At 64.3% G+C, this 25,901-nt stretch carries 17 protein-coding genes; 8 read left to right on the top strand and 9 right to left on the bottom strand.

Annotated features, from left to right (window positions below; genetic code table 11):
- Positions 1-2: 2 nt before the first annotated feature.
- The gene (locus H6718_23240) at positions 3-1,730 is read right to left on the bottom strand and encodes an MBL fold metallo-hydrolase (GenBank protein ID MCB9588342.1); all 1,728 of its coding nucleotides are present in this window, start codon (positions 1,728-1,730) and stop codon (positions 3-5) included.
- Between the two features lie 110 nt (positions 1,731-1,840).
- Between H6718_23240 and H6718_23245 the strand changes: the two genes are divergently transcribed.
- Positions 1,841-3,295: a DnaJ domain-containing protein gene (locus tag H6718_23245; protein MCB9588343.1), complete on the top strand. Its 1,455-nt coding sequence runs from the start codon at positions 1,841-1,843 to the stop codon at positions 3,293-3,295.
- Between the two features lie 39 nt (positions 3,296-3,334).
- On the opposite strand, the gene H6718_23250 is transcribed toward H6718_23245, so the two are convergent.
- On the bottom strand, positions 3,335-4,180 hold the full coding sequence (locus H6718_23250) for a phosphoadenylyl-sulfate reductase (GenBank protein MCB9588344.1): 846 nt from the start codon (positions 4,178-4,180) through the stop codon (positions 3,335-3,337).
- A gap of 501 nt (positions 4,181-4,681) precedes the next feature.
- On the opposite strand from H6718_23250, the gene H6718_23255 reads away from it, so the two are divergent.
- The 4 genes from H6718_23255 (at position 4,682) to H6718_23270 (ending at position 9,180) form a co-directional block, all read left to right on the top strand.
- Entirely contained in the window at positions 4,682-5,338 is a 657-nt protein-coding gene (locus H6718_23255; GenBank protein ID MCB9588345.1) for a hypothetical protein, read from the top strand.
- A gap of 44 nt (positions 5,339-5,382) precedes the next feature.
- Positions 5,383-5,952 (top strand): TetR/AcrR family transcriptional regulator, encoded by a 570-nt coding sequence (locus tag H6718_23260; GenBank protein ID MCB9588346.1) that lies wholly within the window; start codon positions 5,383-5,385, stop codon positions 5,950-5,952.
- Positions 5,953-6,198: 246 nt separating this feature from the next.
- Complete coding sequence (lon, locus tag H6718_23265; protein ID MCB9588347.1) at positions 6,199-8,583, top strand: endopeptidase La; 2,385 nt, start codon at positions 6,199-6,201, stop codon at positions 8,581-8,583.
- A 159-nt stretch (positions 8,584-8,742) separates the two neighbouring features.
- Positions 8,743-9,180, top strand: coding sequence for a hypothetical protein (locus H6718_23270; protein ID MCB9588348.1), 438 nt, complete (start codon positions 8,743-8,745; stop codon positions 9,178-9,180).
- A gap of 17 nt (positions 9,181-9,197) precedes the next feature.
- Here the strand turns inward: H6718_23270 and H6718_23275 are convergent, their stop codons facing one another.
- The 3 genes from H6718_23275 to H6718_23285 all read right to left on the bottom strand — a co-directional run bounded on the left by H6718_23275 (position 9,198) and on the right by H6718_23285 (position 15,305).
- Positions 9,198-11,648, bottom strand: a complete 2,451-nt coding sequence (locus H6718_23275; GenBank protein ID MCB9588349.1) for a thrombospondin type 3 repeat-containing protein — start codon at positions 11,646-11,648, stop codon at positions 9,198-9,200.
- A gap of 1,576 nt (positions 11,649-13,224) precedes the next feature.
- Complete coding sequence (locus H6718_23280; GenBank protein MCB9588350.1) at positions 13,225-14,610, bottom strand: sulfatase; 1,386 nt, start codon at positions 14,608-14,610, stop codon at positions 13,225-13,227.
- A gap of 2 nt (positions 14,611-14,612) precedes the next feature.
- On the bottom strand, positions 14,613-15,305 hold the full coding sequence (locus H6718_23285; GenBank protein MCB9588351.1) for a response regulator transcription factor: 693 nt from the start codon (positions 15,303-15,305) through the stop codon (positions 14,613-14,615).
- Positions 15,306-15,524: 219 nt separating this feature from the next.
- Between H6718_23285 and H6718_23290 the strand changes: the two genes are divergently transcribed.
- Positions 15,525-16,343: a hypothetical protein gene (locus H6718_23290; protein MCB9588352.1), complete on the top strand. Its 819-nt coding sequence runs from the start codon at positions 15,525-15,527 to the stop codon at positions 16,341-16,343.
- 12 nt (positions 16,344-16,355) lie between these two features.
- Here H6718_23290 and H6718_23295 read toward each other — a convergent pair whose 3' ends face one another.
- Both H6718_23295 and H6718_23300 read right to left on the bottom strand, forming a co-directional pair.
- Entirely contained in the window at positions 16,356-17,012 is a 657-nt protein-coding gene (locus H6718_23295; protein MCB9588353.1) for a response regulator transcription factor, read from the bottom strand.
- Positions 17,013-17,067: 55 nt separating this feature from the next.
- Positions 17,068-17,466 (bottom strand): hypothetical protein, encoded by a 399-nt coding sequence (locus tag H6718_23300; protein MCB9588354.1) that lies wholly within the window; start codon positions 17,464-17,466, stop codon positions 17,068-17,070.
- 334 nt (positions 17,467-17,800) lie between these two features.
- Between H6718_23300 and H6718_23305 the strand changes: the two genes are divergently transcribed.
- Positions 17,801-18,526, top strand: coding sequence for a fatty acid desaturase (locus tag H6718_23305; GenBank protein MCB9588355.1), 726 nt, complete (start codon positions 17,801-17,803; stop codon positions 18,524-18,526).
- Between the two features lie 65 nt (positions 18,527-18,591).
- On the opposite strand, the gene H6718_23310 is transcribed toward H6718_23305, so the two are convergent.
- Complete coding sequence (locus H6718_23310; protein ID MCB9588356.1) at positions 18,592-19,512, bottom strand: hypothetical protein; 921 nt, start codon at positions 19,510-19,512, stop codon at positions 18,592-18,594.
- 539 nt (positions 19,513-20,051) lie between these two features.
- Here H6718_23310 and H6718_23315 point away from each other — a divergent pair.
- On the top strand, positions 20,052-21,731 hold the full coding sequence (locus H6718_23315) for a glycerol-3-phosphate dehydrogenase/oxidase (protein ID MCB9588357.1): 1,680 nt from the start codon (positions 20,052-20,054) through the stop codon (positions 21,729-21,731).
- Here the strand turns inward: H6718_23315 and H6718_23320 are convergent.
- A complete protein-coding gene (locus H6718_23320) occupies positions 21,666-25,772 on the bottom strand; it encodes a DNRLRE domain-containing protein (protein MCB9588358.1) in 4,107 nt (1,368 codons plus the stop codon). The two genes, H6718_23315 and H6718_23320, sit on opposite strands and share 66 nt — an antisense overlap.
- Positions 25,773-25,901: the final 129 nt, after the last annotated feature.

Below are 25,901 nucleotides of genomic sequence, written 5' to 3' on the forward strand. Positions count from 1 at the left end.
GCTCATAGCCCCTTCTCGAAGCGCTCTGTGAAGCGCCTCACCCTGAGCAGCTCGCCGTCGATGGTCAGGCGCTTGTCGAGGCTCGCAGCGAGTGGGTTGTCTTTGCCGAGAGCCATGCGTTTCCAGGTCAAGCTGTCCGTGCGCAGCGTTGCGAAAGGCTCTGGGGTCCCAGGTAGCGGATCGCCCATGGCGATTTCAGCGACGCCGTTTCTTACGGTAACGAACACGCTTTCGTCCAGGTCCTTGAACTGGATCTTCAGCGTTTCCTGAACGTCTTTTGCTTCGTCGGTCTTGAGTCGTGTCGCCATGGTGTCGAAGAATGTCGAGACGGGTAGCTCCGAGAGTAGCGTATCGCTGACTTCTGGCTTGAGCGTGCTGTCTTTGCCTTCGGCTTCGAGCGCCGTTTGCAGAAGGTACCCGCGCCCGTTGGTGTTGTAGACATCCTGCCCAACGCCGCGGAGAGCGCGCGCGAAGAGCGGCTTTAGCTCTTTTCGCGCGGAATCATCTGCGGCATCTTCGAGCTTCGCGAGTAGGTGCATGGCCCAGCGCGCATCGCCTCCGTCCAGGGCCTGCTTGGCCATCTCCAAGACCTTCGCGGTGCCGCCCATGGCTTCGAGCTCCCGCTTGCTCAGCTCTCGTTTGGGTAACGGGTAGAGTGACTCAGCGCTGCCATCGAACCACCCAAGTTCGTTGTCGTAGATGGCTCGCACCGACCAGTCCACCTGCCCGTAGAGTTCCGCCAGTTCCGGTGCGTTCGCCAGGTGGGGGGGGAGGTGAATCGTGTCGGCCAGTTCATCTACGCTGCGTCCGGCGTTTGCGCCTTGCACCACTGCATTCCGCACGTAGGCGATGCCGTCACGGTAAGTGACCAGCGCCTTCCTCACGGCCTCCTTCCCCGACACCGGGACGGTGTGGGACGGCACCAGGTGCTCGGGCTCGAGGCGCCGCATGGCATCAAGGCTGCCAATCCACTCTGACACGGGGCGCGCGCGGGTTCCGCGGATCGTGTAGAGATTCGGGAAAGCGCGATAGAAGTTGTCCCCCGGGAGTAGCGCTTTCTGACTTGGGATCCACACGAAGAGCTCATCGTCGGTTTCGCCGTGCGCCTCGACGAGTTGAATCTCCACGCCACCGACCTGAAAGCTTGTCTTCTCGCTGAACGTCTTGGTTGGCATGCGAATGCCGCCGCCTACGTGCAGGTCAAAGTCGGGGTTCTTGCCGAGCGCCGAGCACTCGAGCGATTGCTTGTCTACATTGCGTCCGAACTGTCTTACCCCGCGGATACGTTCCGCACGCTGGAACACCCCGTACTGCTTGATGAAGTGATCCCGGAATCGCGAGGTCGCCCAGATCTCCGTGCCCTCGTCCAGCCACACATTGGCTCCCCCAACGTGATCGATGTGGCTGTGGGTGAAGATCAGCGCCTTCGTGGGGCCAGGCGCAACCTTGGAGAGCTCCGCCTTCGCTTGGGCTGCGCGCTCTGGGCTCATCATCGCGTCGACTACGACGTTTCCGTCCGGTGTGCGGAGCACGATCGTGTTTGCGAGATCGTAGCCAACTGCCACGAACAGCTGGGGCGTGACGGTCACTACTCGGGGAGCACCGATTGCGCTTTGGCAGTGGTCAGTCAGCGTCCTTGGAGTGGGGACGAGCGGAGCCGGCGTGGGCTCAGACTTGGAGCAAGCGAGGCAGAGCAGCGCAACCAGCAGCGACGAGCGTGCGGCGTTCATGCATGGACGCTGATGTATTTGCACGGCACGTGCAAATACAAATTTGCATGTGACGTGCAAATTCGAGGCATCTCCCGTGAGTAATAGGAGTGTGCGATGATCCCCACTCCATGGCACCGAAGGGTGACGGTGTGGCTGCCGAGACGAGAGACGATGGGCTGGGGGCGTTGGTTCCCAAGCGGCTGTTTGGCGATCCTTCCGGGATCAGCCCCGATGCCAGCATGCTGCTGGGACTGATCGACGATCGGTCTTCGGTGGTCGAGCTCGCCCAATTGCTTGGGACCAGCGTCGAGCAGATCGCGCCGTTGGTGTCAGAGCTGGAGGTGCGCGGCCTCGTGGACATGGGGCGCCCGCGGCCCGGAGGTTTGGAGCGGGCGACAGAAGCTGAGCTGCTCGAGCATGCTACCGCCCGTCGGTCCCTAGAGCGGCCGTCTGGGATCTCGGGCACTCCAGCGCAAGCCGCGGCGGAGCCGGAGGTACTTGAAGAGGTCATCGAGCTACCGCCGGAACTCCAACGGGAGATCTCAGAGGTTGCCGAGCGCATCGCGTCGTCGGATCCGTACGTGGTCCTCGGTTGCGATGTCAGTTCCTCGCGGGAAGAGATACGAGCGACGTATCACGCTGGCATTCGCCGCTACCACCCCGACCGCTACTTTGGAAAACAGCTCGGCCCCTACAAGGCGCAACTCGAGCGCATCTTCAAGCGCCTGACCGCCGCCTATGAAGCCTTGGAGAACGCGCTTGGGGCGCAGGAGCGAGCTTCGCGGACGACACAGACCAGTTCGGCGCCACCCGTCGACATCCCAAAGCCGCCTCGCGCGCCTCAGATGAGTCAACCTCCTGGAGTTTCTTCGCGACCTCCAGCCGCAGGCTCATCCCGTCCCCCCGCCGCGGGGAGCCGTGACTCAGAGGCTCGCCGTCGCGCGCTGGCGCGCAAGTTTAGCAGTCCGAGCATGCGGCGCGTCTCCGTACCGCCCCAGAAGTCCAGCGAGGAGGTCAAGAACGCCGCAAGGGATTCCATGCGGCGCCTCCAAGCCGAGCGCTCCAGCGATCCGCGAGTGCGGATCGCGCGCTACCTGCAGACCGCCAAGGAAGCCGAGCGTGAACACGATTTGATTTCCGCAAGGAATGCCGTCAAGATCGCGGTCAGCCTCGATCCGGAGAACGCCGAGCTGCTCGAGCGCCTCGAGAAGCTCGAACAGGCAGTCTCCGTAAAGCATGCTGATGAGTACATCCAGCGTGGTCAGGTCGCTGAGCGTCAGGGTCAGTGGAGGGAGGCGGCGCAGTTCTACGAGAAGGCGCATGTCGGCAGGCCTCACAACGGTCAGCTGCTAGAGCGCGCTGCGCTATGCTTGCTGAACACCGACGTGAACCAAGCGATCCGCCTCGCCAAGAACGCCGTGATGATCGCGCCTCAACGCGCGTCGCACCGCGTGGTGCTTGGCAAGGCCTACCTCGCGGCGGATATGAAGAAGAGCGCGCTTGGTGAGTACGAGCGAGCGAAGGAGCTCGAGCCGACGGATCGCGGAGTACGCGAGCTGGGCAAGGCGCTGGGGAAGCGCTAGGCAGCGCAACGCACGCCGGTCGCGTCAGGCGACCAAAGCCTAGTGCTTTACGTGGAGCCCGCACTCGCGCTGGGTGGACTCTTCCCACCACCAGCGCCCAGCGCGCTCGTGCTCCCCGGGACGCGTCGCGCGGGTACACGGCTCGCATCCGATGGAGATGAACCCCTTGTCGTGAAGGTCGTTGTACGGAATATCTTCCGTGCGGATGTATTCCCAGACCTGCTGTTGGGACCACCCAGCCAACGGATTGAATTTGTAGAGCACCGGGCCCACTCCGCTGAATGTGGCGTCCGCCTCTAGGATCTCCACTGCGCTGCGCGTCGGGCTCTGATCTCTGCGCTGGCCGGTCATCCATGCCGAGTAGTTCGCGAGTGCTCTGCGCAGCGGAGCGACCTTCCTCACACCGCAGCATTCCTGATGGCCGTCATCGTAGAAGCTGAACAGACCCTTCTTGCGCACGAGGCTCTCCACGCCGACAGCGTCAGGGAACAGCATCTCTACCTCGACGCCGTAGTGCTGACGCACCCTCTCGATGAAGCGATATGTTTCCGCGTGGAGCCGGCCGGTGTCCAGGCAGAACACCCGAAAGGCCACACCGCTTCTTGCGGCCATGTGAACGAGCGCGACGTCTTCTGCACCGCTGAACGCGATGCCCAGGTTCGAGCCGAAGCGCGACAGCGCCCAGCGCACCACCTCGGGCGGGGTCAGGGCGGCTAGCTCTTCTCGTGCGCTACCCAGGTCGAGCTCTGCCGGTGCGGAGGAAGACGGTGCGTCGCTCAGCTCCTTGGCAGCTCGCAATGCACTGGTGACCACGCGCGCCTCGCCCTCTGCATCGAAGATGAAGAAGGGCGCAAGAGTCACCCCATGCTGCGCAGCTAGGCGCATACCAGCGCTGTTCTCATCCCCCTCTTGCGCCCAGACGACTTCGTCGATTCGCTCCCAAAGCCCGCGCTCGCGCAACATTTCCTCGGCTTGAATACACTTGGGACAGGGCTCGCCGTTCGTGAGACGTTTCTTGACCATTATGATGTGCATTGGGGGCCTCGGCTGGGTGAAGCGGAGCACAGTCTGTCTGCATTGCCCAGGGTCGGTGCGACATTTGCCGGCGATTCCCCGGCAATAGCTGGATAGCAATGCTCGCGATCGGCTCTTCGGAGGTGGGGGCGCACTCAAAGATTCTTGACCTCCACATGCGGTCGTCGCCGCGGTTCGGCAAGCCGCCTGTTGCTCGCTGCAGGCGCTGCAGTAGACTCAAGCCTGTTTCCACGCCGCTCGTAGGGGGTAAGACCGACGGAATTTCCGCCGGGCTGCGCCTCCGCCGGTACGCCGAGAGCGTCTCGCTTAGCACTCATGCCCATCGTTCCTCGTTCTCCGACCCCTGGCCGCATGCCACGCGCGGCGAAGCCATCCGACGATGAGCCGGAGGTGCTGACGGTTGTGCGCACCGAGGTCCACGACAGCACAATCGGCGTGACGAGCGAACCCTCGCGGGGCGTGACACCGTTCTCCGCCGATACACTCGAGCTCGAGCCGCCATTGTTCTGTGAGCTCTCGGAGTTGCTCACTCACTGGGAGAGCCTGCGGAAGCGCTGGTCTCTTTGCATGACCGGCGGGGGGATGGTTACGCGTTTTCCACCGGGAAGCACGCTGCCAGAGCGCAGGCTCATCTCGGATCCGGCTTCGGCTGATTGGGTCTTGCGAGCGCGCGCTCTAGAGTTGGTGTGTTGCTACGACGAACTGTTTGTAGATTGGGAAGTCGCTGCGGTCCTGGTGTCAGGTCTTGACGAAGCAATCGGTGTTTGGGTTTTGGGACCCGGGGAGCTGCACTGCTTGCTCACCCGCCGCGCGGTGTTTGTCAGTCCGGAGCTCGACGAGCCGACCTGCTTGTTGGCGGCTCGCTGCCTCAGCGGAGGCTTTAGCGAGCTGGATCGCCCTCGGCTCTCCCGGCTCCGCGGGCTCTTGATTGGTCCGAGCGCCGTCGCCGATCTCCAGAGCGTGGCCGAGGAGTTCAGCTCGCTGCGTGCGGTGAATTTTCAGCTGTGACCAGCGCTCTGGAACGACTTACGCCAGGCTGACACAATCGCTCCGTGAAATCGCATCGGCGTGAGGAGATCCTACGGGCCGCTGAGCGGTTATTTCGCGAGCACGGCGCGGGCAAGACAACCGTAGGAGATATCGCCCGCGAGTCGGGGATCGGCGTGGGCACTGTCTACTTGGAGTTTCAGTCCAAGGACTCCATCGTCACCGCGCTCTCGGATTCTCGCCACCATCGCGTCGTGGAAGCCATGCAGACGGTAGCCTGCGAGGAGCCGTCGCTTTGCCTGGAGCGTATCCTCGAGGAGAGAGTGCGGGTCTTCTTTGCGTTGGCGGCGGAGGGGGCCCACGCGTGCGACTTCGTCCTTTGCCGCTCGGCCCAGTCGGGCGTGGGGCACTTCTCACAGGCCGAGTCGGAGCTGCTCGAAGGAGTGCTGAGGGCAGGGAAGGCCGCGGGGGTATTCGCCTTCACGGATCTGGAGCAGACGAGTCAGCTCGTGCAACGCGCCTGTGCTGCTTACTCGCCGCCCTGGCTGTTTACGCTCGACGAAGCCACCGCGAAGCGTGAGGTGGTTGGCCTTGCACGCCTCATTTCGCGGGGCTTGCTGGCTCGGGGCGATTGACATCGTTGCTTCGAGACGCAGGCTTCAGCCCTCACGATCTCCGCGCATGCAAAGCCGGAGCCAGTTTTTGCGGCGAGTGTTGACAGCTCCGTGAACGAATTTAGGTTCCGTTCACTCAGCTGTTCATAACCCCCATCCGTGTCGGGCTTCATTTCGGAAGCCTGGGCGGCCAACGCTCGCGCGAAGCATCCGCGCGGAATAGCGGGACGAGCAACACGTTGCGACGTCCAGACGAGGTACGCGTTCATGATGAAACTACGCGGCGGCGCACCTGCGCCTAGTTCACCGTTTGCTTTGCTTCCACTGCGCTCTGGCGTGGTGTTCCCCGGCACGACGCTCAGCCTGAGCGTTGGTCGTCCGCGCTCGCTCGCACTCCTGGGCACGCTACATGAGGGTGACATCATCGCCGTGGCGACTCAGCGCGATCCCCGCGTTGACGCCCCTAAGCTCGAGGACTTGTACCCCGTCGGCAGCTTCGCGAAGGTCGTAGGCATCAGTCGACGCAACGAAAAGGTCTATCAGCTCGTGCTGGAGGGCCTGGACCGATTTTCGCTGGACGCGGTCGACGACCGCGCACCGTTTTGGCGAGCTGACGGAGTGTTGCTCGCTGAGATCGGAAATACCGGTGATGCCGCATCAATCCTCGCGGAAGAGCTGCATACTCACCTAGAAGAGCTGAGCCAAAAGGGCGGTGCTCTTGGGGAAATCCCCTCTCCTGAAGGTGATCCGTCCAGTTTCGCTGACCGAATTTCGGCGAGCCTTGGGCTCGACACGGAGGACGCGATTGCTGTGCTCAGCGAGCTCGATGTGGCCGAGCGACTGAAGGTCGTGATCGAGCTCCTGACCAGGGCGCGTACCCGTGCGGAACTCCGGACAAAGATCGAGCAAGATGTGCGTAAGTCGCTGGGCAAGACCCAGAAGGAAGCCATCCTGCGCGAGCAGCTCAAGGCCATCAAGCGTGAGCTGGGTGACGACGAGGACGAGGACGAGACGGATAACCTACGAGCGCGCCTCGACGCCGCGGGGCTCAGTCCCGAGGCTCGCAAGATCGCCGACCGTGAGCTCAAGCGCCTCGACCAGACAGGAGGCCAAGGGCCGGAAGCCAACGTGATTCGCAGCTACCTCGACTGGCTAGCCGCGCTGCCTTGGAGTAAACGCGCTGACTCCAGCATCGAAATCGACGCGATCTCCGACAAGCTCGAAGCGGATCACTACGGCATGGAGGACGTGAAGAAGCGAATCCTCGAGCACATGGCCGTCCAGCAACTCTCAGGAAATCCGCGCGGTACCATTCTCTGCTTGGTCGGACCTCCCGGCGTGGGCAAGACCAGCTTGGGCCGTAGTATCGCTGAGGCCACCAAGCGACCCTTCGTGCGCATTGCCCTCGGCGGCGTGCGAGACGAAGCGGAGATCCGCGGTCACCGCCGCACGTATGTCGGTGCGATCCCTGGGCGCGTCGTGTTTGGGTTGAAGCAGGCGGAGGTGAAGAACCCCGTCGTGCTACTCGACGAAATCGACAAGCTTGGGCATGGCTACGGCGGTTCACCTGAGGCGGCGTTGCTCGAGGTGCTCGATCCTGAGCAGAACAAGCACTTCACGGATCACTACCTGGAGACTCCGTTCGACTTGAGTGAGGTGATGTTCGTTTGCACCGCCAACAGCTTGGATACCATCTCCGCTCCGCTGCGGGACCGCCTCGAGATCGTCGAACTCAGCGGCTACACTCAGGCTGAGAAGTCGCACATTGCCCGTCGGCACTTGATCCCCAAGCGCATGAAGGAGGTCGGCATCCCCGAGGGTTCCTTCTCGCTGACGGACGCCGCTCTCGAGGGCATCGTCGAGGACTACACTCGGGAGGCGGGGGTGCGCCAGCTCGACCGCGAGCTCACGCGCCTCGGTCGCTCGCTCGCGCTGGAAGTCGCCCGCAACAAGGATGTCGAACATCGGTTCGTCGTGGACCGAGATGACGTCGCGGGTTACCTCGGAAAGCCCCGTTTCCGTAGTGATGTGGCCGAGCGAGTCGCCTATCCTGGCGTGGCGACGGGAATGGCGTGGACTCCGTTTGGCGGTGACATCTTGTTCATCGAGACGTCGCGCATGCCAGGCAAAGGGCGCCTCGAGATCACTGGCCAGTTGGGTGACGTGATGAAGGAGTCAGCCCGTGCGGCTCTTACGTACGTCAGAAGTCACGCTCCTGAGCTCGGGCTAGAGAGCAGCGTGCTCGATACACAGGACCTGCACATCCACGTCCCCGCGGGAGCCGTCCCCAAAGACGGTCCCTCCGCCGGAGTGACCATCTTCACGGCGCTCGCGTCGCTCCTGAGTGGCCGCAAGGTTCGCCCAGACACCGCGATGACCGGTGAGTGTTCGCTACGTGGGCGCGTACTGCCGGTCGGAGGCATCAAAGCGAAGGTGCTCGCAGCACACCGAGCGGGAATCCGCAGGGTAATACTACCCAAGCAGAACGAGCGCGATCTGGCAGATGTCCCCGAGGTCACTCGGGAAGCGCTGGAGATCCACCTGGTGGAAGACATGAGCGAGGTGCTCAGTCTCGCCCTCGAAACGGAGCACACGGATCCGGTCGTCGGTGGGAGCGGCGCTGAGAGCAACGGCGACTCACTGCTCGCTTAGTCGCATATCAGTGCAAGTCGGGGCTCTGCGCGAGATCGCGCGGAGCCCCGGCCTCGTTTGAGGTGCTGCATAAGCAAAGGGATCTCGCGCATCTAGCCCGACCACGCCGGCGCAAACTTGGCCCCGCTTCGAGGCGCATGGCAGCCATCGAGTGCGACCATGTCCGTCAACGACGCCCGTGAGGCAATGCCCACACTTCCTGAAGCGTGCGAACCCGTGAGCCAGGTTCGGCGCCGCGCGGAGCTTTCCGTGGTGGTCGCTCAGCGACCGCCGGGACAGAAGTCTCGCAAAGCGAAGTCCCGTGGACGTATGCCGACGCTGATCGGCGTTGGCAGTGAGCTTTGGATCGAGCCTGAACAAGGCGCTCAGGATGTCCATGACGCGCAAGCTGGCGCGCCTCACCCCCAAAAGAAGCCGCGGACGCTGCGCGAAGACCAGCCGGAGCTGAACGAGGCCTATCGGCGGGAAGCTGCCCGAATTTTCGCACGGGAAAAAGCGAGCTGGGCTGCCCTCGAAGCCGCCTGGCGCGGTGCGAGGGAAACGCTGACCACAAAACACGCGACGGCGAGCTCCGAAGTGGAACTCGCCGCCGAGTGACTCTTTAGCTAGTTGGCTCAGCCGCCGTCGTAGAACAGCTCCACGTACTCGTACTTGAAGTTGCCCGAGCCAGAGACGTCGCTGATCTCGCTGATGTAGATCCCCGACAAGGTGCCCGGGATGGTTTGCCCGCTGCCTGGCGAACACACGGCAATGCTGTCGGCTTGGTCCGTCCAGGAGCTTGCCATGTTCGCGGGGCCCACGGGTTGTACACGCGAGTAGTTCCGCCCGGCACTGGCCGGCTGCGCGATGCTCGGCCCGTCGATCACGGTGCTCGAGGCATTTTGCAGAGCGTAGGTCTCGTCGCCGTTGATGGTGATGCCAGCGTCACCCGCATTGAGGTAGATGACGTTCGCTCCCAGGGTGAGTCCGAAGTACGTCTCGAACTCCGCCTTGGTCGCCGTGCGCGAGATGATCACGTATCCCCCGGCGGGCACCATGGTACCGGAGGGGATGTCGTAGGTCTTCGCGCTCGTCGTCTGAACCAGCGTGTAACCACCGATATCCAGATCCGCCGGCTGATCGATGACGCTTACGTCAGCGGTCGTGGTGCCGTTGATTTGGATCTGGCCGGTGCCTGCCGTGTTCCCTGCGGTGAAGTTGAACATGACCTGGGTGACGTCCGCCGGGACAGCGATCGGGTTCGGAACGCTGCCAATGCTACCGGTGACTGCAGCGGTGAGGTTCATGCCGCCCACGGGAGCAGGATGCTCGAGGGTGACGGTGAACTGCTGCGTGTCGCCGACGACGACGGTCGCCGAGGTGGGCGCGATGGAGACGACGTTCGGGATCGCGTTGTCCGTGAGCACCTGGATTTGAGTCGTCACCTCCGTCGTCTGTCCCTGGATGTTCGCGCGCAGGGTCGTGGTGCCAGCGGCGACACCGTTGACGGGAATGGTCACGCTGTTTTCCCCAGCGTTGACCGTAAACGGGCTGCCGGGAATCGTGGCGGTACCCGTGTCATCTGACGTCACCTCGACCAGCGTTGCCGCAGCCACCGAGCGAGTCAGCGTCACGACGAGCGGCGCCGGGAGGGTGTTACCCAGGGTGCCAACGCGCTGGTAGACCTGTGCCGAGCTGAACGCTGCGACGTCTGCCGCCGCGAACACGAGGTCAGTCGGGGCGCGGGGCAGCAACTTCAGGTAGTCGTTGCGGAACGACACGGGGCCGGTGATGGACACGAACTGCTCGCCCACGGTGGGGAACGGATCGATGAAGGTCTGACCCGTTGGCCAGATGGCATCGTCGACGCGCAGGCCGCCGGTGAGTTCGAACTCGTTGACGTTGTTGGTGTCGCCCGAGCCGCCAACCGGATCAGCGTCGCTCACGGACACATTTTCCACCTGGATTAGCTGGCCTTCGAGGGGTGACGCAGCGCCATCGGTCACCAACTGGGTGAGCTCAGCAGCGGTGAGCACCCGAGGCGGCATCTGGAAGGTGCTGCCGGTGGCGGTCCAGCTCACCGTATTCAGCTGGATTTGGCTGAAGTAGGTGGTCAGAGTCGCGCCCGTGACGTCAATGATGTCGTCGAGGTTCGGTTTCGCGTCAGAGCCGTTGAAGATGTAGACACCCGCGTTGTCCTTGAAGGTCGTGGTGTTCTCCTGGATGAAGAAGCCCTGGGGACCGACGCCGGTCACCACCGCACCCTGAACAGCGACGCGCTCGCCTTGCAGCGTGGCATCCGTCTTGAGCGTGGGGATGTCGTAGGGACACCCGGCGTCACCGACGTTGGTCACGCTGGGGCAGAGATCACAGAGATCGCCCTTCCCGTCGTTGTCCATGTCGGCCTGATCGGCGTTCTCCGTTGCCGGGCAGTTGTCGCTCAGGTTCGGCACGCCGTCGCCGTCGGTGTCGTTCGGATCGAACGTCTTGCAGGTCGTCGAGGCGGCCTCGAGCGGGCACGGGTCACATACGTCACCGACGTCGTCGCTGTCGTAGTCGGCCTGCTTGCCGCCATCCAAGGGACGCACCGGGTTGAAGATGCTGGGGCAGTTGTCTTCCGAATCCGGAACACCATCGCCGTCCTGGTCGTTGGCCACGCTCATGCCCGCGTAGTTGCCAGAGCCGTTGACCGAGTCATCGGTCAGCGTGCGCGCAGGCACACAGCTCGGCTCGCCATCCGGGACGCCGCAGAAGAACAGCGGGTACGCAGGCGAACCAACCGCAGACTGCAACGCGCTCCAGCTCTTGCCGATGTCACGGGTCAGACACGCGCTCTTGTTGGAGCCGCACACGTCGCCGAGATCGTCGCAGCCGGTTGCCAGTGCGTTGACGACCGCGCTGTTGCCGGTGACGGGGAGACCGCCACGCAACACCAGCGCCACATCACCGGCGCCAGCGTCGATGACTGCGCGGTGATGCTGACGGCCAGAGTTCGCGAAGATCGCGATGTCCGCCTTGTGACCCGTCGCCAGCACGCCAATCGCGTTGTCCATGCCGAGCGCGCGGGCGGAGCCGAGCGTCGCCATGACCCAGAGCGCCTGGTCGCTGAAGTACTTGCCGTAGTTGGCGGTGTTGAGCTCGTCAGCGCACTTCAGCTCACGCAGCATGTTCATCGAGCCAGACGGCATCCAGTCGCTGCCGAGACCGATGCTCACACCCGCGCGGGCCATCTCGGTGACGTTTGCGGTGTCGCCGTAGAGCGAGACGTTCGAGCGAGGTGACCAGATGAGATCGATGCCGGTCGACGCCATCAGCGCGACATCCACCGGGTTCAAGCCGATGCCGTGGATAATCGCCGCGCGATTGTCGAGGGTCTGCTGGCTTCCTTGGCCTTGACCAGTGAGGCACAAGAACTCGTTGCGAGCCTCGGCGTCGATACCCTCCGATACGTGGGGTGCATAGGCCGGAACGCTCGCGCCGGGAGGACCACTGACGTCGGGGTAGCCACAGCCAGTCGCGAGCTGGGTGCCGTCACTGTCTCCGAGCGGAAACGTGTCGTAGCCGGCGCCGGGCTGGCCGAGACCGTTGTCACCACTACCCGTGCGATCGAGGTCACGGAGAATCCCGGCGATGTCTCCGGAACCAAACACCGCGGTGGCACCACCGAGCGCGAAACGCAGCTCGCCGTAGGCCTTCTCGTCAGTGCTCGCGCCGCCGCCGTCCTCGTTGATTGACGGGTTGCCCCGCTTGCCACGGCGCCAGTCGTGGCGGTGCTCCCAGCGCAGCGCCGGGTCCACGTTGTGATCGCCGGCGACCCAGGGGCTGCCGTTCATCCAGCCAACGTGGTCGTGGGCGTTGACTAACCCCGGGGAAACGGTCGCGTCCGGGCAGATGATCTTGGTGGCGTCCGCCGCTTGATCGACGCAGTCGCAACCGACGCAGCTGATGGCGCCCGTGTCGTCGTAGAGCACGCCGCCGCCCTCGAACACCTCGCCGGGGACGAGCACGTCGCCGACGACCAGTGTGTTCGTGCCGCTGCCGCTCTCCACGGCGCAGACGTTGGCGCCCGGGTCGGTGGCAGGAGACGGTGTGTTGGTGCAGGTGGTGATCTTCAGCGTGTCCGGGTTGCCGCCAGTGCCCCCCGTTCCGCCGCCACTCACGCCCGCGGTACCGCCGGTCGCGCCAGCGCCTGCAGCGCCCGCCGAACCTGCGGAGCCCGCTGCGCCACCGCTCGCACCGTTGCCTCCAGAGCCGCCTCCGTCATCGGAGCCACAGCCGGCGGTGGTCAACGCGAGCAAGCCCGCGGCGACTGACGCCTTGATCAAGAAAGACCGCATATCGATTCCTCGTTGTTGGTGCGTCCGCGGTGTCCCAACCTCGCTAGTCGAGGTTCGTATTGGCTCTGGCAACGAGTGAACCGTCGGGCGGAAGGAGCCCGACTGGTTCTACTCAAGCGCCGCGCCCAGAGGCACGGCGGGGGACACGCTGCTCAGAGACACTGAGCAGCGTTCCCGTAGAACAATCCAGCAAACGCAGAGAGGCCGGGAGCATGATGGATGCACGGGCGTCGTTCAAGGAATCGCGAGTCAAGCGCCCGTAATGTTTGACCTCCGTCACCCCAGCTAAACCCAGACTGGAGAAACCGAAGGGTTCCCGCGGCTTTTAGTAGCGCCGACCGGCCGGTGCGCCCTTGAGCGTCACCCCGCCGCTCACCGGTTGCGTGGGGATTTCCTCGTTCAGGCGCGAGAGCAGCGCGCGCATGCGCTCGAGCTGTTCCGGGTTCGTTTTCGCGAGGTCCTGGCTCTCCGTGGGATCTTCCTTCAAGTGGTAAAGCTGGAAGCGCTTGTCGTCACCGAAGCTGATGAGCTTCCAGCCCCCATCGATCACCGCACGACGGCGGTCTTGAAGGTCATCCCGCGGTAGGTCCACGACCACAGGACGCGGCAGCTGTGGCGAGCCGAACAGCTCACTCACCAGGCTCACGCCGCGAAACTTGGGCTCCGCCTTGACCCCCATCAGGTCGGCGATCGTCGGTGCGAGATCGATATGTCCGCGGGCTTCGCTCAACTTCGCTGGCGTTGCCCCGGGGATATAGAATAGTAGCGGGACGCGCACCAAGGACTCCCATAGCTCGTAGGCGTGTCGGAAGTGGTTGTGCTCTCCGAAGCCCTCGCCATGATCTGCCGTCACGATCACCGCGGTGTTCTCGGACCATGGAGCGCTCTCGATGAAGTCGAGCAGTTGCCCTACCCAACGGTCCGTCCACAAGACCTCGCTGTCGTACATGTCGCGCGGCTTGTTGCCGAAGCCATGCACCCCTGCGTGACGCTCGTAGGTGTGGTGAGGGTCCAAGAAGTGAAACACCGCGAAGAAGCGTTTGCCGTCCGGCAATGACACGTTCTTCGGATCCGTCAGCATCTGTTTGGCGAGCTTGAACAAGCGCTCGTCCGTTACCGATTTCACCGCCTGTAGGTCGATGTGACCCTCGATCATGCGATAGTCGTCCACCCCCTCCGCGGGGCCCATCGCTAGCTTTGGCTGAAAATACCCATGCACGTGTCCTGCGAGGGTACGGTGCCCTGCTCCTTGGACGCGTTCCGCAAGGAAAAGGTTTTCGGGCGACCACTTGGTGAAGAAGTAGCCATCCCGCTTCAACTCACTCGGATATCCACCGATCAAGCTTGGTGGGATCGATTTAGCGGTGTAGCTGGACAGCGAGTACGCGTTCTCGTACCACACGGCGCGCTGGGCGAACTTCGTCAGGTTCGGAGCGATCTTCCGAGGGTAGCCGCTCCAAGGCATGTCAGCGCGTAGGCTATCGACGTAGATGAGGACTACGTTGTAGGGCCGTTTTGCCTCTGGTTTTGGGGGGGAGAGGGGCGCCGGAGCCACGCTGGGCGAGCTTGCTGGCGCTGCGCTCGCTTGGCTGGGCTCTTCAAGGCTATTATCTGGCGCTGGAGCGGTGGAGCGGTCACAGCTCAGCGAAGTGAGGGCGAGGCTCATCATCGCTGCGCTGAGCGCGCGCTGTCGGTTCTGTGCGGAAAGCATGGTCAGGGAATGAACAGCCGGCGCTGGATGGCTACCTTCGTGGCTTCGGCTTTCGAGCTGACATCCAACTTGCGATAGATGTTCTTCACGTGGGTGTGCACCGTGCCGCGCCCAATGTGCAGCATGTCCGCGACCTCTGAGTAGCTCGTGCCGTGGCAGAGCAACTCCAGGATCTCGCGTTCCCGCGGCGTGAGCCCCGTGCGTTCCGCGACGTTGTCCGGACGAAAACTCTCGACGACCGTTCGCGCGACCTCCGGGCTCATGGGAGCGCCGCCAGTTTCGGCGTGGAAAATTGCTTCGACCAGCTCCTCGGGGCTGCTTTCCTTGAGGATATAGCCACGGGCGCCGGCACGCAGAGCGGAGAAGATGGATGCTTCGTCCGCCAGCACGGTGAATACCAGGCAGACGCACTGCGGACGCAGCTCCGTGACCTTGGCGACCACGTCAGTGCCGTGGCCGTCTGGCAAAGACAGATCGATGATCGCGACATCCAGCGGTTGGCTGGTGTCCTCGATGTAGTCGAGTGCTTGGCGGACGGTCTCGCACGCCGCGACCAGGTCGAGCTCCGAACGTGCAGCGACGGCCTCGCAGACGCCGAGGCGAATGGGGGCGGTGTCTTCGAGCACCAAGACGGAGGTGACGGCGTTCACGGCGGTACCAGGAGAGAAGCTACCCAAACTGAACCCGGCAGTCACAGATTGTTGGGTCGCAAGTCAGACGGCCAGTTTTGCTTGGCAATTCGCGTCGAAACGCTGATGAGCAGACAAAGACTACGGCACTTTCGGGAACGAAGCAGGTCGCCGCGACTACCTTCACCTACGCTGGGGAAGGCGTGCGACTTGAGCAAGGTTACTCACGCAGATTGAGCACCTGCGCGGATAGGAGCGCGGCCCCTTCCTTGAGAAGTTTTAGAGATGATCCGCGAGGGGTGGAAGTGTTGGTCGCGTCGGTTGGGGGTGCTTGGCTTCGTTAGCTTGGTGTGGGTGGTCGGTCGCTGGCTACCGTCCCAGGCGAGTCTGCTCGGGCTAGCGCTCGCTGGCATTGCAGCGTTGGGGCTCCTAGAGCGCTTGAGGAGCCAAGACCTCGCACACGCTCGGCAGGCGGAGCGTCGGCGCCTAGCGGCAGATCTCCACGATGGTGTGGCGACTAGCCTCGCGAGCCTCAGCTGGGGCCTCAGCGGGCTGCGGCGCTTGGCGCGACAGGGTCAGCCTTTGGAGGAACGCGCGACCCGTCTCGAACACGAAGTGAAGGACCTGGCCAAGGAGCTTCGCGGCGTCGTGCTGGAGTTGCGTGAGCCGCCCCGAGGACTCCAGGAGTGGAGCGCCGAGCTGGGAGGCCGGTTGCAGGCTCTCGCGCAGGCGCAGGCGGACGCGCGTGGCGTGCCCTCTCAGCCATGCCGCGTTCACTTCTCTCCTACCGGCGACCTTGGGCGCAACCTCGCGGGTGGGATCTGTAGCGAGCTCGAACGGATCGTGGTGGAAGGGGTCTACAACGCGCTCCGTCACGCGCACTGTCAGAACATCTACGTCGTGATCCGCGCGGAAGAGACGATCGAGATCGAAGTCAGGGACGATGGCTTCGGTATCCTGGGTGTGACGCGAGATGCGGCGACCGGATCAGGCGGTGGGCTCACGAACCTGCGTAGTCGTGTGGAGGCGCTCCGCGGGCAGCTCTCGGTGCTGACAGGGAATCGCGGAACGAGTGTGCGCTTGCGCGTCCCCCTCGCGGCGTGAGCATTCTTTTGGCTATTCAGGGTAGAGCCGTTCGCGGTTCTCGATCGCGAACTCGAGGAGCCGATTGCTGCCTTTGAGGTCGAGCTTGGCACAGATGTGGGCGCGGTGATTCTGCACTGTGCGATGACTCACCCCCAGCGTCGCGGCGATTTCCCTGCTGGTTTTGTTGAGGGACAGCTCTCTCAGCACCTCGAGCTCCGCGGGTGTGAGCTTCTCGATGTCGAGGGCGTCGACCGGGGGCGGTTCCGTGCGGAGAATTCGTTCCATCAAGCTCGAACTCAAGTAGCGATGGCCCTCCAGCGCGGCGTCTATCGCCAGCAGGAGCTCGGTCGTCGCTGCCTCCTTGAGCAGGAACACCTTTACGCCCAAGCTCTCCGCTTTGCGCACGTAGGTGAGGTCATCGAACATGGTGAGCAGGATGAACCGCGTGCTCAGCGACAACCCGTTGGCCTCGCGGATCACGCTGAGCCCATCGAGACCAGGCATCGAGATGTCGAGCACCGCGAGGTCGACGTCGCGCTGGCGCAGTCGCTCGAGCGCGGCGTCTCCCCGTCGCTCCTTCGCGACGATGTCCAGATCCTCCCGCTGACTCAGCAGGCGCTCCAGACCTTCCAGGATCAGCTCATGGTCATCCGCCAAGAGCACCCGGGTGTGCTTCGTTTCCCCCACGCGGCGGCTAGTCTCGGCTGCTCCGCCGCGTCTCGCAAGGCGCTGCTGACCCAGGTCAGGAGTTCGGCTTCTTCAAGAACAGCATCGCCTGCTGTTCATTGTCGAACACAACTGCCTCGATCGCGTCCTGACGATTCAGCCTCGAGATCTGCAGCTTCCCGACCACGGTGCGCACCAGGATCGCGAGCGGATTGAAGCGAGCCGTGAGTTCCTTGCGGAATGCCACCGTCTTCTTCTCGAACGCCTCGTCGTTCCACCCCGGAGACTCGCGCAAATCTACCAAAGCTTTAGGCGCCATACTCCTCGGTAGGCGACGGATGCATAACTGAAGTCGATCGAGGGACGCTTCGGCCTCGATGAGCGTGGTGTAGCCCTTCGCCAACCTCGTGATGCGCGCGATCCCATCGGGGTCCACCGTCACGGCGTAGTAGTCGTCCCGGAATAGCTCGCGCAAGGCTCCCTTGCCTAACGCGGCGGCCGGTTCCAGCCAAGCTGTTTCCCGCATCGAAACCCCGCGCGGCGCCGATGGGGTCGATGGCTGCACCGAGGTGCGGGCTTTCCGCCGAGGGCCTCAATCTGGGAGCTGTCCTGGAGCCGCGAAAGTGTAAAGTGTAATGTGTCGCTTGACACTTTGCGGTTCGGAGGACAGAGTCCTTCCCATGGCTACGGTTGCAGTCGTTTCGCCCGCTCCCACTCGGCGCGCCACCCACTCGGCACTCAGCGCTGTCCGTTGGGCCTGGCCTACACTCTTGCTAGCAGGGGTCGCTTGGAGTTGCTTCCTCGCGGCAATGATGGTGGCGCAAGGTCCTAGCTGGCTCGTCGCCGTGCCGCTGTTCTTCCTTGCGGGCTTCGTCGCGTTTACGCCAATGCACGACGCCGCTCACAAGTCCGTCGCCAAGGCGCGTTGGGCGAGCGAGCTGGTTGGGCGGTTCGCTGGGTTTGTGTTGCTAGCGCCGTTTCCGGCCTTTCGCTGGATCCATCTCGAGCACCACAAGCACACCAACGAAGCGGACAGCGACCCCGACTTCTACAGTGGAGCGGGGCCGCGTTGGCAGCTGCCATTGCGCTGGGCGACGCAAGACCTCCACTACTACTGGCTGTATGTCCGCGCTCAGCGGCCGCGTCGCGAACGCCTTGAAGCGATCGGTACGCTGGTCGCTTCCTATGCGCTGCTGGTGCTCGTCGCGCTGAGCGGGCACTGGCAGCTGGTGCTGGCCTGGTTAGTCGGTGCGCGCCTGGCGATCACGGCGCTGGCCTTCGCCTTCGACTACCTGCCCCACGCACCTCATGACGTGATTCAGAAGCAAGATCGCTTCCGCGCGACAACGCTCATCGACCACCCCTGGCTGACACCGGTGCTGCTCTACCAGAACTACCATCTGATTCATCACCTGTACCCCGGGGTGCCGTTCTATCGCTACGCCGAGGTGTTCCGCGAGCGGCGCGTCGACCTGGTGAAGAAGGGCGCACGCAAGCGCAAGCTGTTTGGTGCTCCAACGCCGCTTGATGAGTAGGGACACAAAACGCAATCGGGAGCGCTTCAGCGCTCCCGATGTTGCTGTTTGCCTTTGCGGCGAACTCAGAAGCTCGCGCCGCTGAGGCAGGCGTCGAGTTCTGGCGTCTGCGTCCATCCGCAGCTGCCGTCCTTCTGACGCTCGCAGCTGGCCGTGTCATAGCAGGCGTACTCTTCGCGCCACTCGCAGGTGGTGAAGATCTGCTCGTCGGCGCATAGCTGGCCGGAGCAGCCCGTGACCACGCACTTGGCCTCCGCGCGGGGGGTTACCTTGCGGTAAAACTGTTCCGCGTCCAGGCCAGGCATGCTGCCCGCGGGGCCTGTCTCAGTGTAGTGGGTGCCGGCGATCAGGATGCCGTCTGCGCTGGTGGTCGCGTCGTAGGCGTCGTTGATGGCTTCGTCGCTCGCGCCCACGTGGGTCAGGTCGATGCCCGACAGCGCCTGCTCCGCGCGGCGATTCAGCTTCGCCTCGTGGAAGGTGGGGCAGGGGTAGGTGAAGCAACGGATCCCGCTGTTGGTTACGCGGTAGAACTTACCGCTCGGCTCTGCGCTCGTCGCGGGCTCCCAGGCTTCGCTTACCTCGAAGTAGCCGAGCTTGCCGAAGCCCTGGTACTTCTTCTTCGTGAGCTTGCCGCGCAGGATCAGCCGCCCAGCGCGCAGCTCGCTCTGCACGTCGGCTTCCTGGGTCTCCGGCAGGCCGAGGCTGCTCAGGTCCGCGTCGGCCACGTAGCACTCGCTCGCGAAGCTGCCGTCGGAGCACCGGGTGTTGGGGCGGTTCACTCGGCTGACCCACACGCCGCCGCACAGCGGTGACACGCAGCGACGGTAGTCGGGGCGAACGCTGTAGTACGTGGACTGATCGGCGATCAGCTCTTGGTTCTGGCTGTCAGAGACTTGCTCGCCTTCGCCGGGAGCTTGGGTCTCAGCCGAGCAGCCGAACGCGGAAACGGTCAGGGAACCAATGAGCACGAAATGACGGATACGCATGATGGAAAAAACGTCTCCTGCAGGCGTCCGCTCGCGTGGTGTACGCGCGCAGCAACCCGCTGGTTAGGGGATAGTGGGGAAGCCACCTACACCATCTGGAACCGGATGCGAGAGGTTTCCGACGCGTGTCGTGATTTTGTTTCCGGGCGGTAGCCTTTGGAGGTTGGGTCGGGCGACCGAAGCTGCAGCGTGATGCAGGTTGGAGCGCAGACTGGCCGCTTGCTGTCACCCGCTGTCGCCGAGCGTAGGTTTGGGGGAGAGGGATATCCGTGAGGAATCATTGGCGGTGCTGGCTGGCAACGCGCGGCTGAGCGCTGACGTGCTTTGGGCGTCGATGTTTGGAGCTGCGCCTCCCCCCCGAAAACTCTCGGGAGGCCCGCTGCCGTGGGCGCGGTGAGCAGGCTCATGCGCTGGTAAGCCGCGTCGGGGACACCCGCGTTCAGTACGGAACACGCGGTTTTCACAGGGAGTTCACGCCCCGGAGCGCCGGCCGGCTTGCGCGGCGCCACGCGGTTGGGTAACTCACGACGCGGCGCGGCATGCAACTTCGGGAAAACAACATCGAGAAGCTCGACGACCGGGTCTTCGACGTGCTCATCGTTGGCGGCGGTATCAACGGCTCCGTTACGGCCTCGGCGTTGACCAGCCAAGGCGCCCAGGTTGCGTTGATCGATCGCGGTGACTTTGCTGGGCAGACCAGTCAGGAATCTTCGAATCTGATCTGGGGCGGCATCAAGTACCTCGAAGGCTTCGAGTTCAGCCTGGTGCGTAAGCTGTGTCGTTCGCGCAATCACCTGCTGCGGAGCTACCCGTCCACCGTCAAAGAGATCCGCTTCTTCGTCAGCCTCGAAACGGGCTTTCGCAAGCCGCGCTGGATGATCTGGTTCGGCACGCTGCTCTACTGGTTGATTGGCAACTTCTTCACCCGGCGTCCGCGGCTCTTGAGCCGAGGGGACATCGGGAGTGATGAAGGCGTTGTTTCCCTGGAGAACTGCGTAGGCGGTGTCGAGTACTCCGACGCCTACTTGGTGGACAACGACGCGCGCTTCGTCTTCAAGTTCGTGCGCGAGGCGCTAGACCACGGCGGCATCCTCGCGAACTACGTCAGCGCCCTGGGCAGCGAGCGCAAGGGTGGCGTGTGGCACACCAAGGCGCGCGACGAGGTCAGCGGGCGCGAGTTCGTGATCAAGAGCAAGACCCTGGTCAACGCGTGCGGCCCGTACGCTGACGCCCTCAACGGCCAAAGTGGCGTGACGACGGAGCACCGCCACCTGTTCTCCAAGGGCATTCACCTGATCACTCGGCGCATCACCGAGTCGAAGCGGGTGCTGACGTTCTTCGCCGACGACGGCCGCATGTTCTTCGTGATCCCGATGGGCAACAAGAGCTGCATCGGCACCACGGACACCCGCGTTGAGCATGTCCCCGCGGAAATAACTGACGAAGACCGGCAGTTCGTGCTGGAGAACATCAACAAGCGCCTGCAGCTTCCGGAGCCGCTGAGTGCCGCGGACATCATCGCGGAGCGCTGCGGTGTGCGCCCGTTGGTGGTCAAGGCGGGGAGCCAAGGCGGGAAGGGTGACTGGACGTCGCTCTCGCGCAAACACGAGATCGACATCGACGCCGCTCAGGCGCAGGTCACGATCTACGGCGGTAAGCTCACCGACTGCCTCAACGTGGGCAACGAGGTGACGCGGGCGCTGCAAGGGCTAGGCCTCGAGCTGCCATACGGCGGCTTCAAGTGGTACGGCGAGCCAGCTGACGAGTTCCGCGACGAGTACTTCCATCAGGCCCGGTTGATGCGCCTCGACGAGATGACCTCGCCCGAGTCTTCGGAGATGCTCTCGACCCGCCTCTGGCGGCGCTACGCAGGCCGCGCGCTGGGGCTACTCGAAGACATCCGGCGTGATCCCAGCATGGCCGAGGTGCTGATCAAGGGCACCGAGTACATCCGCTGCGAGCTTTACCACGCGGCAAAGCACGAGATGGTCACCCACCTCGAAGACTTCCTGCGGCGGCGCTCGAAGATCGCCCTGGTGGAGCGCACCGATTTCATCCGTAGCGCGCCGGGGCTGCGTGAGGCCGCGCGCATTCTGTTTGGGGAGCGCGCCGAAGCAGAGCTTTCAGCCTACTTCGGCGCGGTACCTCCGGCGTCACCCGCGTCGATTGCGGCGCCGGCGCTGCAGCGCGAAGCCGAGGACCAGCAAGCCGCCTACTAGGGGCAGGCCGTTACGGTTCGAGCTGCCGCCCGGGGTGCGGCAGCCGCAGCCGCCATCATCGCCACCGCTGCTCTTCGCGGTGCCCGCGTCGGGTCCGGCGTCCGCGTCGCTGCCGCCCACGTTGCCGGTGCCGCCGCTGCTGTTCGTGCCGCCGCCGCCGCCGTTGCCGTTGCCAGCAGTACCGGCGCTGCCGCCGCTACCTCCGCTGCCGCCCGCGCCGCCAGTGCCCGGGAGGACGCACGCGTTGCCCTGACACTCGAAGCCGGTCTTGCAGTCCGCGCTGGTCGTGCATTCCGTGAGGCAACGCTCACCGAAGCTGTCGCACACGTACGGCTCACACACGCCCTCGGTCGGAGGTAGACATGTGCCGCCACCGTTGCAAGTCGCGGGGTTCGTGGAGACACCGTTCGAGCAGGTGCCGACGCCACACTCGGTGCTGCTGTCGGGGAACTGACAGGCGTCGGCTTGGTCACCGATGCAGGTCGAGGCGCAAGGGCCAAAGCCGCTGCAGGCCTTGCGACCGCCACGGGGAGCTCCGACGATCACCTGGCAGGCGCCTGCCGCGGCGGGCTCGTTGCAGCTCTGGCACTGGCCGTCGCAGCGCTCCGCGCAGCACACGCCGTCGGTGCAGAAGCCACCGAGGCACTCGCTGTCCGCAGTGCATGCATCACCCAGGTTTGACTTGCCGCGACACACGCCGCCTGCGCAGAACTCGCTGCCGCCGCACTGGGCGTCCGTGGTGCAGTTGCCGTTGCACTGGGTGCCGCTGCAAGCGAACGGTGAGCACGCTTGCTGCTGTAGACCCGAGCACGAGCCGGTGCCGATGCATTTGCCCGGCAGCGTCGCGATCCCCGAGGAACAGCTCGGGGAGCGGCACTCGACCTCGTTGCCGGCGTAGAAGCAGCTTGCGCCGTCCGTGCCGTTGCACACGCCCGCGCAGGCGCTGCCGTCGGAGTTACAGGTGGGGCGAGTGCCGTGGGGCGCACCGCTGACCGGTGTACAGGCGCCTTCCTGGCCGCCCACGTCGCAGGCCTCACACTGGCCGTTGCAAGCGCTGTTGCAGCAGAAGCCATCGACGCACTGCCCGGAGATGCACTCCTTTCCGCTGGCGCAAGCCACACCGTTGAGCGCCGGGTCGCGGCACACGCCGGCGACGCACACCTGACCCAGGTTGCAGTCCCCGTCGATGCTGCAGTCACCCGCGCACTGAGTCGCTCCGCACTGGAACGGCGCGCAGTTCTGGCGCACCTCCGGAGGACACGTGCCAGCGCCGGTGCAGAAGGCGGCAACCGTCGCGACGTCCGCGTCGCACGAAGCGTCGCGGCAGCGGACACCCGCGCCGGGGTACTCGCAGGTGAAGCGCGTGGCTCCGTTGCAGGTACCGCCGCACTGGCTGCCGTCGGTGTTGCAAGCCGGGCGCGCGCCGTGGGGATCGCCGGTCACCGCGCTGCAGGTGCCTTCCTTCCCGGTGACGTCGCAGGCCTCGCACTGACCGTTGCAGGTGCCGTCGCAGCACACCCCGTCGATGCAGTGCCCGCTGCTACATTGGTTCCCCGCGGCACAGGTGGTGCCGTTGCTCAGCTTGTCGACGCACACGCCCGCAGAGCAGTACTTGCCGTCGAGGCACTCGATGTCGCTGGTGCAGGGGCCGAAGCAGCCCGTCGGTCCACACAGGAACGGATCGCACTGCTGGGTCTGCTCCGCGGGGCAGGCGCCGGCGCCGTTGCAGAACGCTTGCAGCGTGGCTTCGTTGCTCGTGCTGCAGGCCCAGCCGCGGCACTCCGTGGTGCCGCCGGGATATGCGCAGGCGGTGGTCAGGGTGCCGTTGCAGCTTCCGCCGCATAGCGTGCCGTCGCTAGCGCACGCCGCGCGGGTGCCGTGGGGCGCGCCGGTGACGGCAGAGCAGGTGCCAGCGTTGGGGCTATCACAGGCCTGGCACTGCCCGGTGCAGGCGCTGTTGCAGCACACGCCGTCGACACAGTGGCCGCTGGTGCACTGGTTGGCCGCGCTACACGAGGCGCCGTTCGAGCGCTTGGGTTGGCAAGCGCTGCCGTTACAGAAGTTGCCGGTGACGCAGTTGGCGTCGCTGCTGCACGTCGTTCCGCACGCGGTGCCGCTGCACAAGTAGGGTGTGCACTGGTTCGTGGTCACGCCGGGGCAGGCTGGAGAGCTCCCGGTGCAGTTGGCGGCTTGAGTTGCCGTGCCGTTGCTGCAGCTAGCGTTGCGGCAGGAAGAGCTGGCCGATTTGAAGCCGTCCGCCGGGCAGCTCGTGGCCGAGCCGTTGCACACCTCGGCGACGTCGCAGACTCCGTTTGCCGCGCGGCAGGTGGTGTTGGAGGGCAGGGGCCGACAGGTGCCTTGAGAGCCGCTCTGATTGCACGACTGGCAGTCCGTGGCGCTGCCGTTGCCACACGCGGTGTTGCAGCAGAAGCCGTCGATGCAGTTGCCGCTGGTGCAGCTGTTGCTGGTGGTGCACTGCTTGCCGGTGTCGAGCTTCGGCGTACACGTGCCTGCATCGCAGTAGTTGCCGGGTTGGCACTGGCTATCGATGGTGCAGCCGCCCGAGCAGAAGTTGCCGGAGCACAAGTTGCTGGGGCAGTTGAGTGTTTGCAAGGACGGGCAAGCGGCGGAGCTACCCGTGCAGTTCGCGGGCAGCGTGGCTACCGCCGGCGGTCCGTTCGCGCAGCTGGGCGAGCGGCACTCGAAGGTGTTTGGACGGAATACGTTGGCTGGGCATTGAGTGGAGCTGCCCGTACAGGTCTCGGCAACGTCGCACACGCCGGCGGAGGGATTGCAGATCGTGCCCGCGTTGCCCGCCGCGTGAATGCACGCGTTGCTCGAGCCGTTGCAGCGATCCGTCGTGCACGGCAAGCCGTCGTCGGTGCAGGCGGTGCCGTTGGGGGACTTCGAATCCCCGGGGCAACTCGTCGAGCCGTTGGCGCAGAACTCTGCAGGGTCGCACTCGCCGCCCGACGGGCGACACTGCGCTCCTGTGTTGGCTGGCTGCGAGGTGCAGCTACCGCTTTGGCATTTGCCTACGTCGCAGGGGTTGCTCGGGTTCGGGTCGGTGCAGGTGGTGCCGTTCGCTTTGGCGGGGTTCGAGCACACGCCGGTGCCGGCCTGGCAAGTGCCCGCGTTGTGGCATTGGTCTTGGGCCGTGCAGGCGGCGACGTTACAGCAGACGTTGTTGGTGCAGTGGCCCGTGGAGCATTGGGTATCGGAGGTACAAGCCCTGCCCAATCCGTGAGAGTAGATAACCCGAAGTTGTGGTCGCTTGTCAGAGGAGGCGGAATTGGCGGAGTAGAAGAACTTCATTCGAGCAGGCGACGTGTTCGCTGCGTTGCTGGTGATCAGCCACCCGTTGTTCTCGGCTGGATTGGTTCCTTCCACCCACGCTTTGACATCCGACGTCACCGAGACCGCATAGGCTTTGGCCGTGCTCACGCTGAAGGACGTACTGGCCGCAGGCAGGCTAAACATCGAGTTTGTGGTGGTCGCGCCAGCACAGAACCCAGAGTTCGTCGATGTCTCGACCCAGTCGGGGGAACTCCCGATCCGCCGAAGGGAGACCGTATCGGTGGTCACCGCCGTCTTATCAGCGCAGTTGGACGACGTGCTGACGACGTCGCAATACTCGGTGTTAAGGGTGAGCGTTGCCGATGAGACGATCGCGCCTGCGGGGATCTGCGATAGGTCGAACCGAAGCATCCCATACCGCTTTTGGCCCGCGTTTGGCCCACCTGAGTTGTTGGCTCCCACGCAGAAGTAGGGCGCTCCGCCGTTCTTGCCGAAGTCTACGTTCGAGGCTTGGTCATCATCTATTCTCGCGACCGCGGTGATGTCGAGCTGCACCAGGCCCTCGGACGTCGTCGCGACTGGCTCTTCCACGCCATCCCCATCCGGTGGCGCCGAAGAACACGCGATCATACCGCTGGTCGAAGCCGCCAAGCCGACCAAGAGCAGCGCCTTGCTGGCGCGTGCGGACAGCTGACCGAAGACGGATCCCAAGCGGACCCCGCCAAGCCGGAAGGAGTGAGCCATGCGCACAGGCTAACAGAAGGCCGTTCCGCACGGTCTCCTCACGGAGTTAAGGCGAGTAAATTCGCAGGAAACAGGCCGACCGTTTCCACGGATCCGAATCCGTTTGCACAAGACAAAGCCCCAGCTATC

It is taken from the genome of Polyangiaceae bacterium, assembly GCA_020633205.1.
Classification (GTDB): Bacteria; Myxococcota_A; Polyangia; order Polyangiales; family Polyangiaceae; genus JAHBVY01.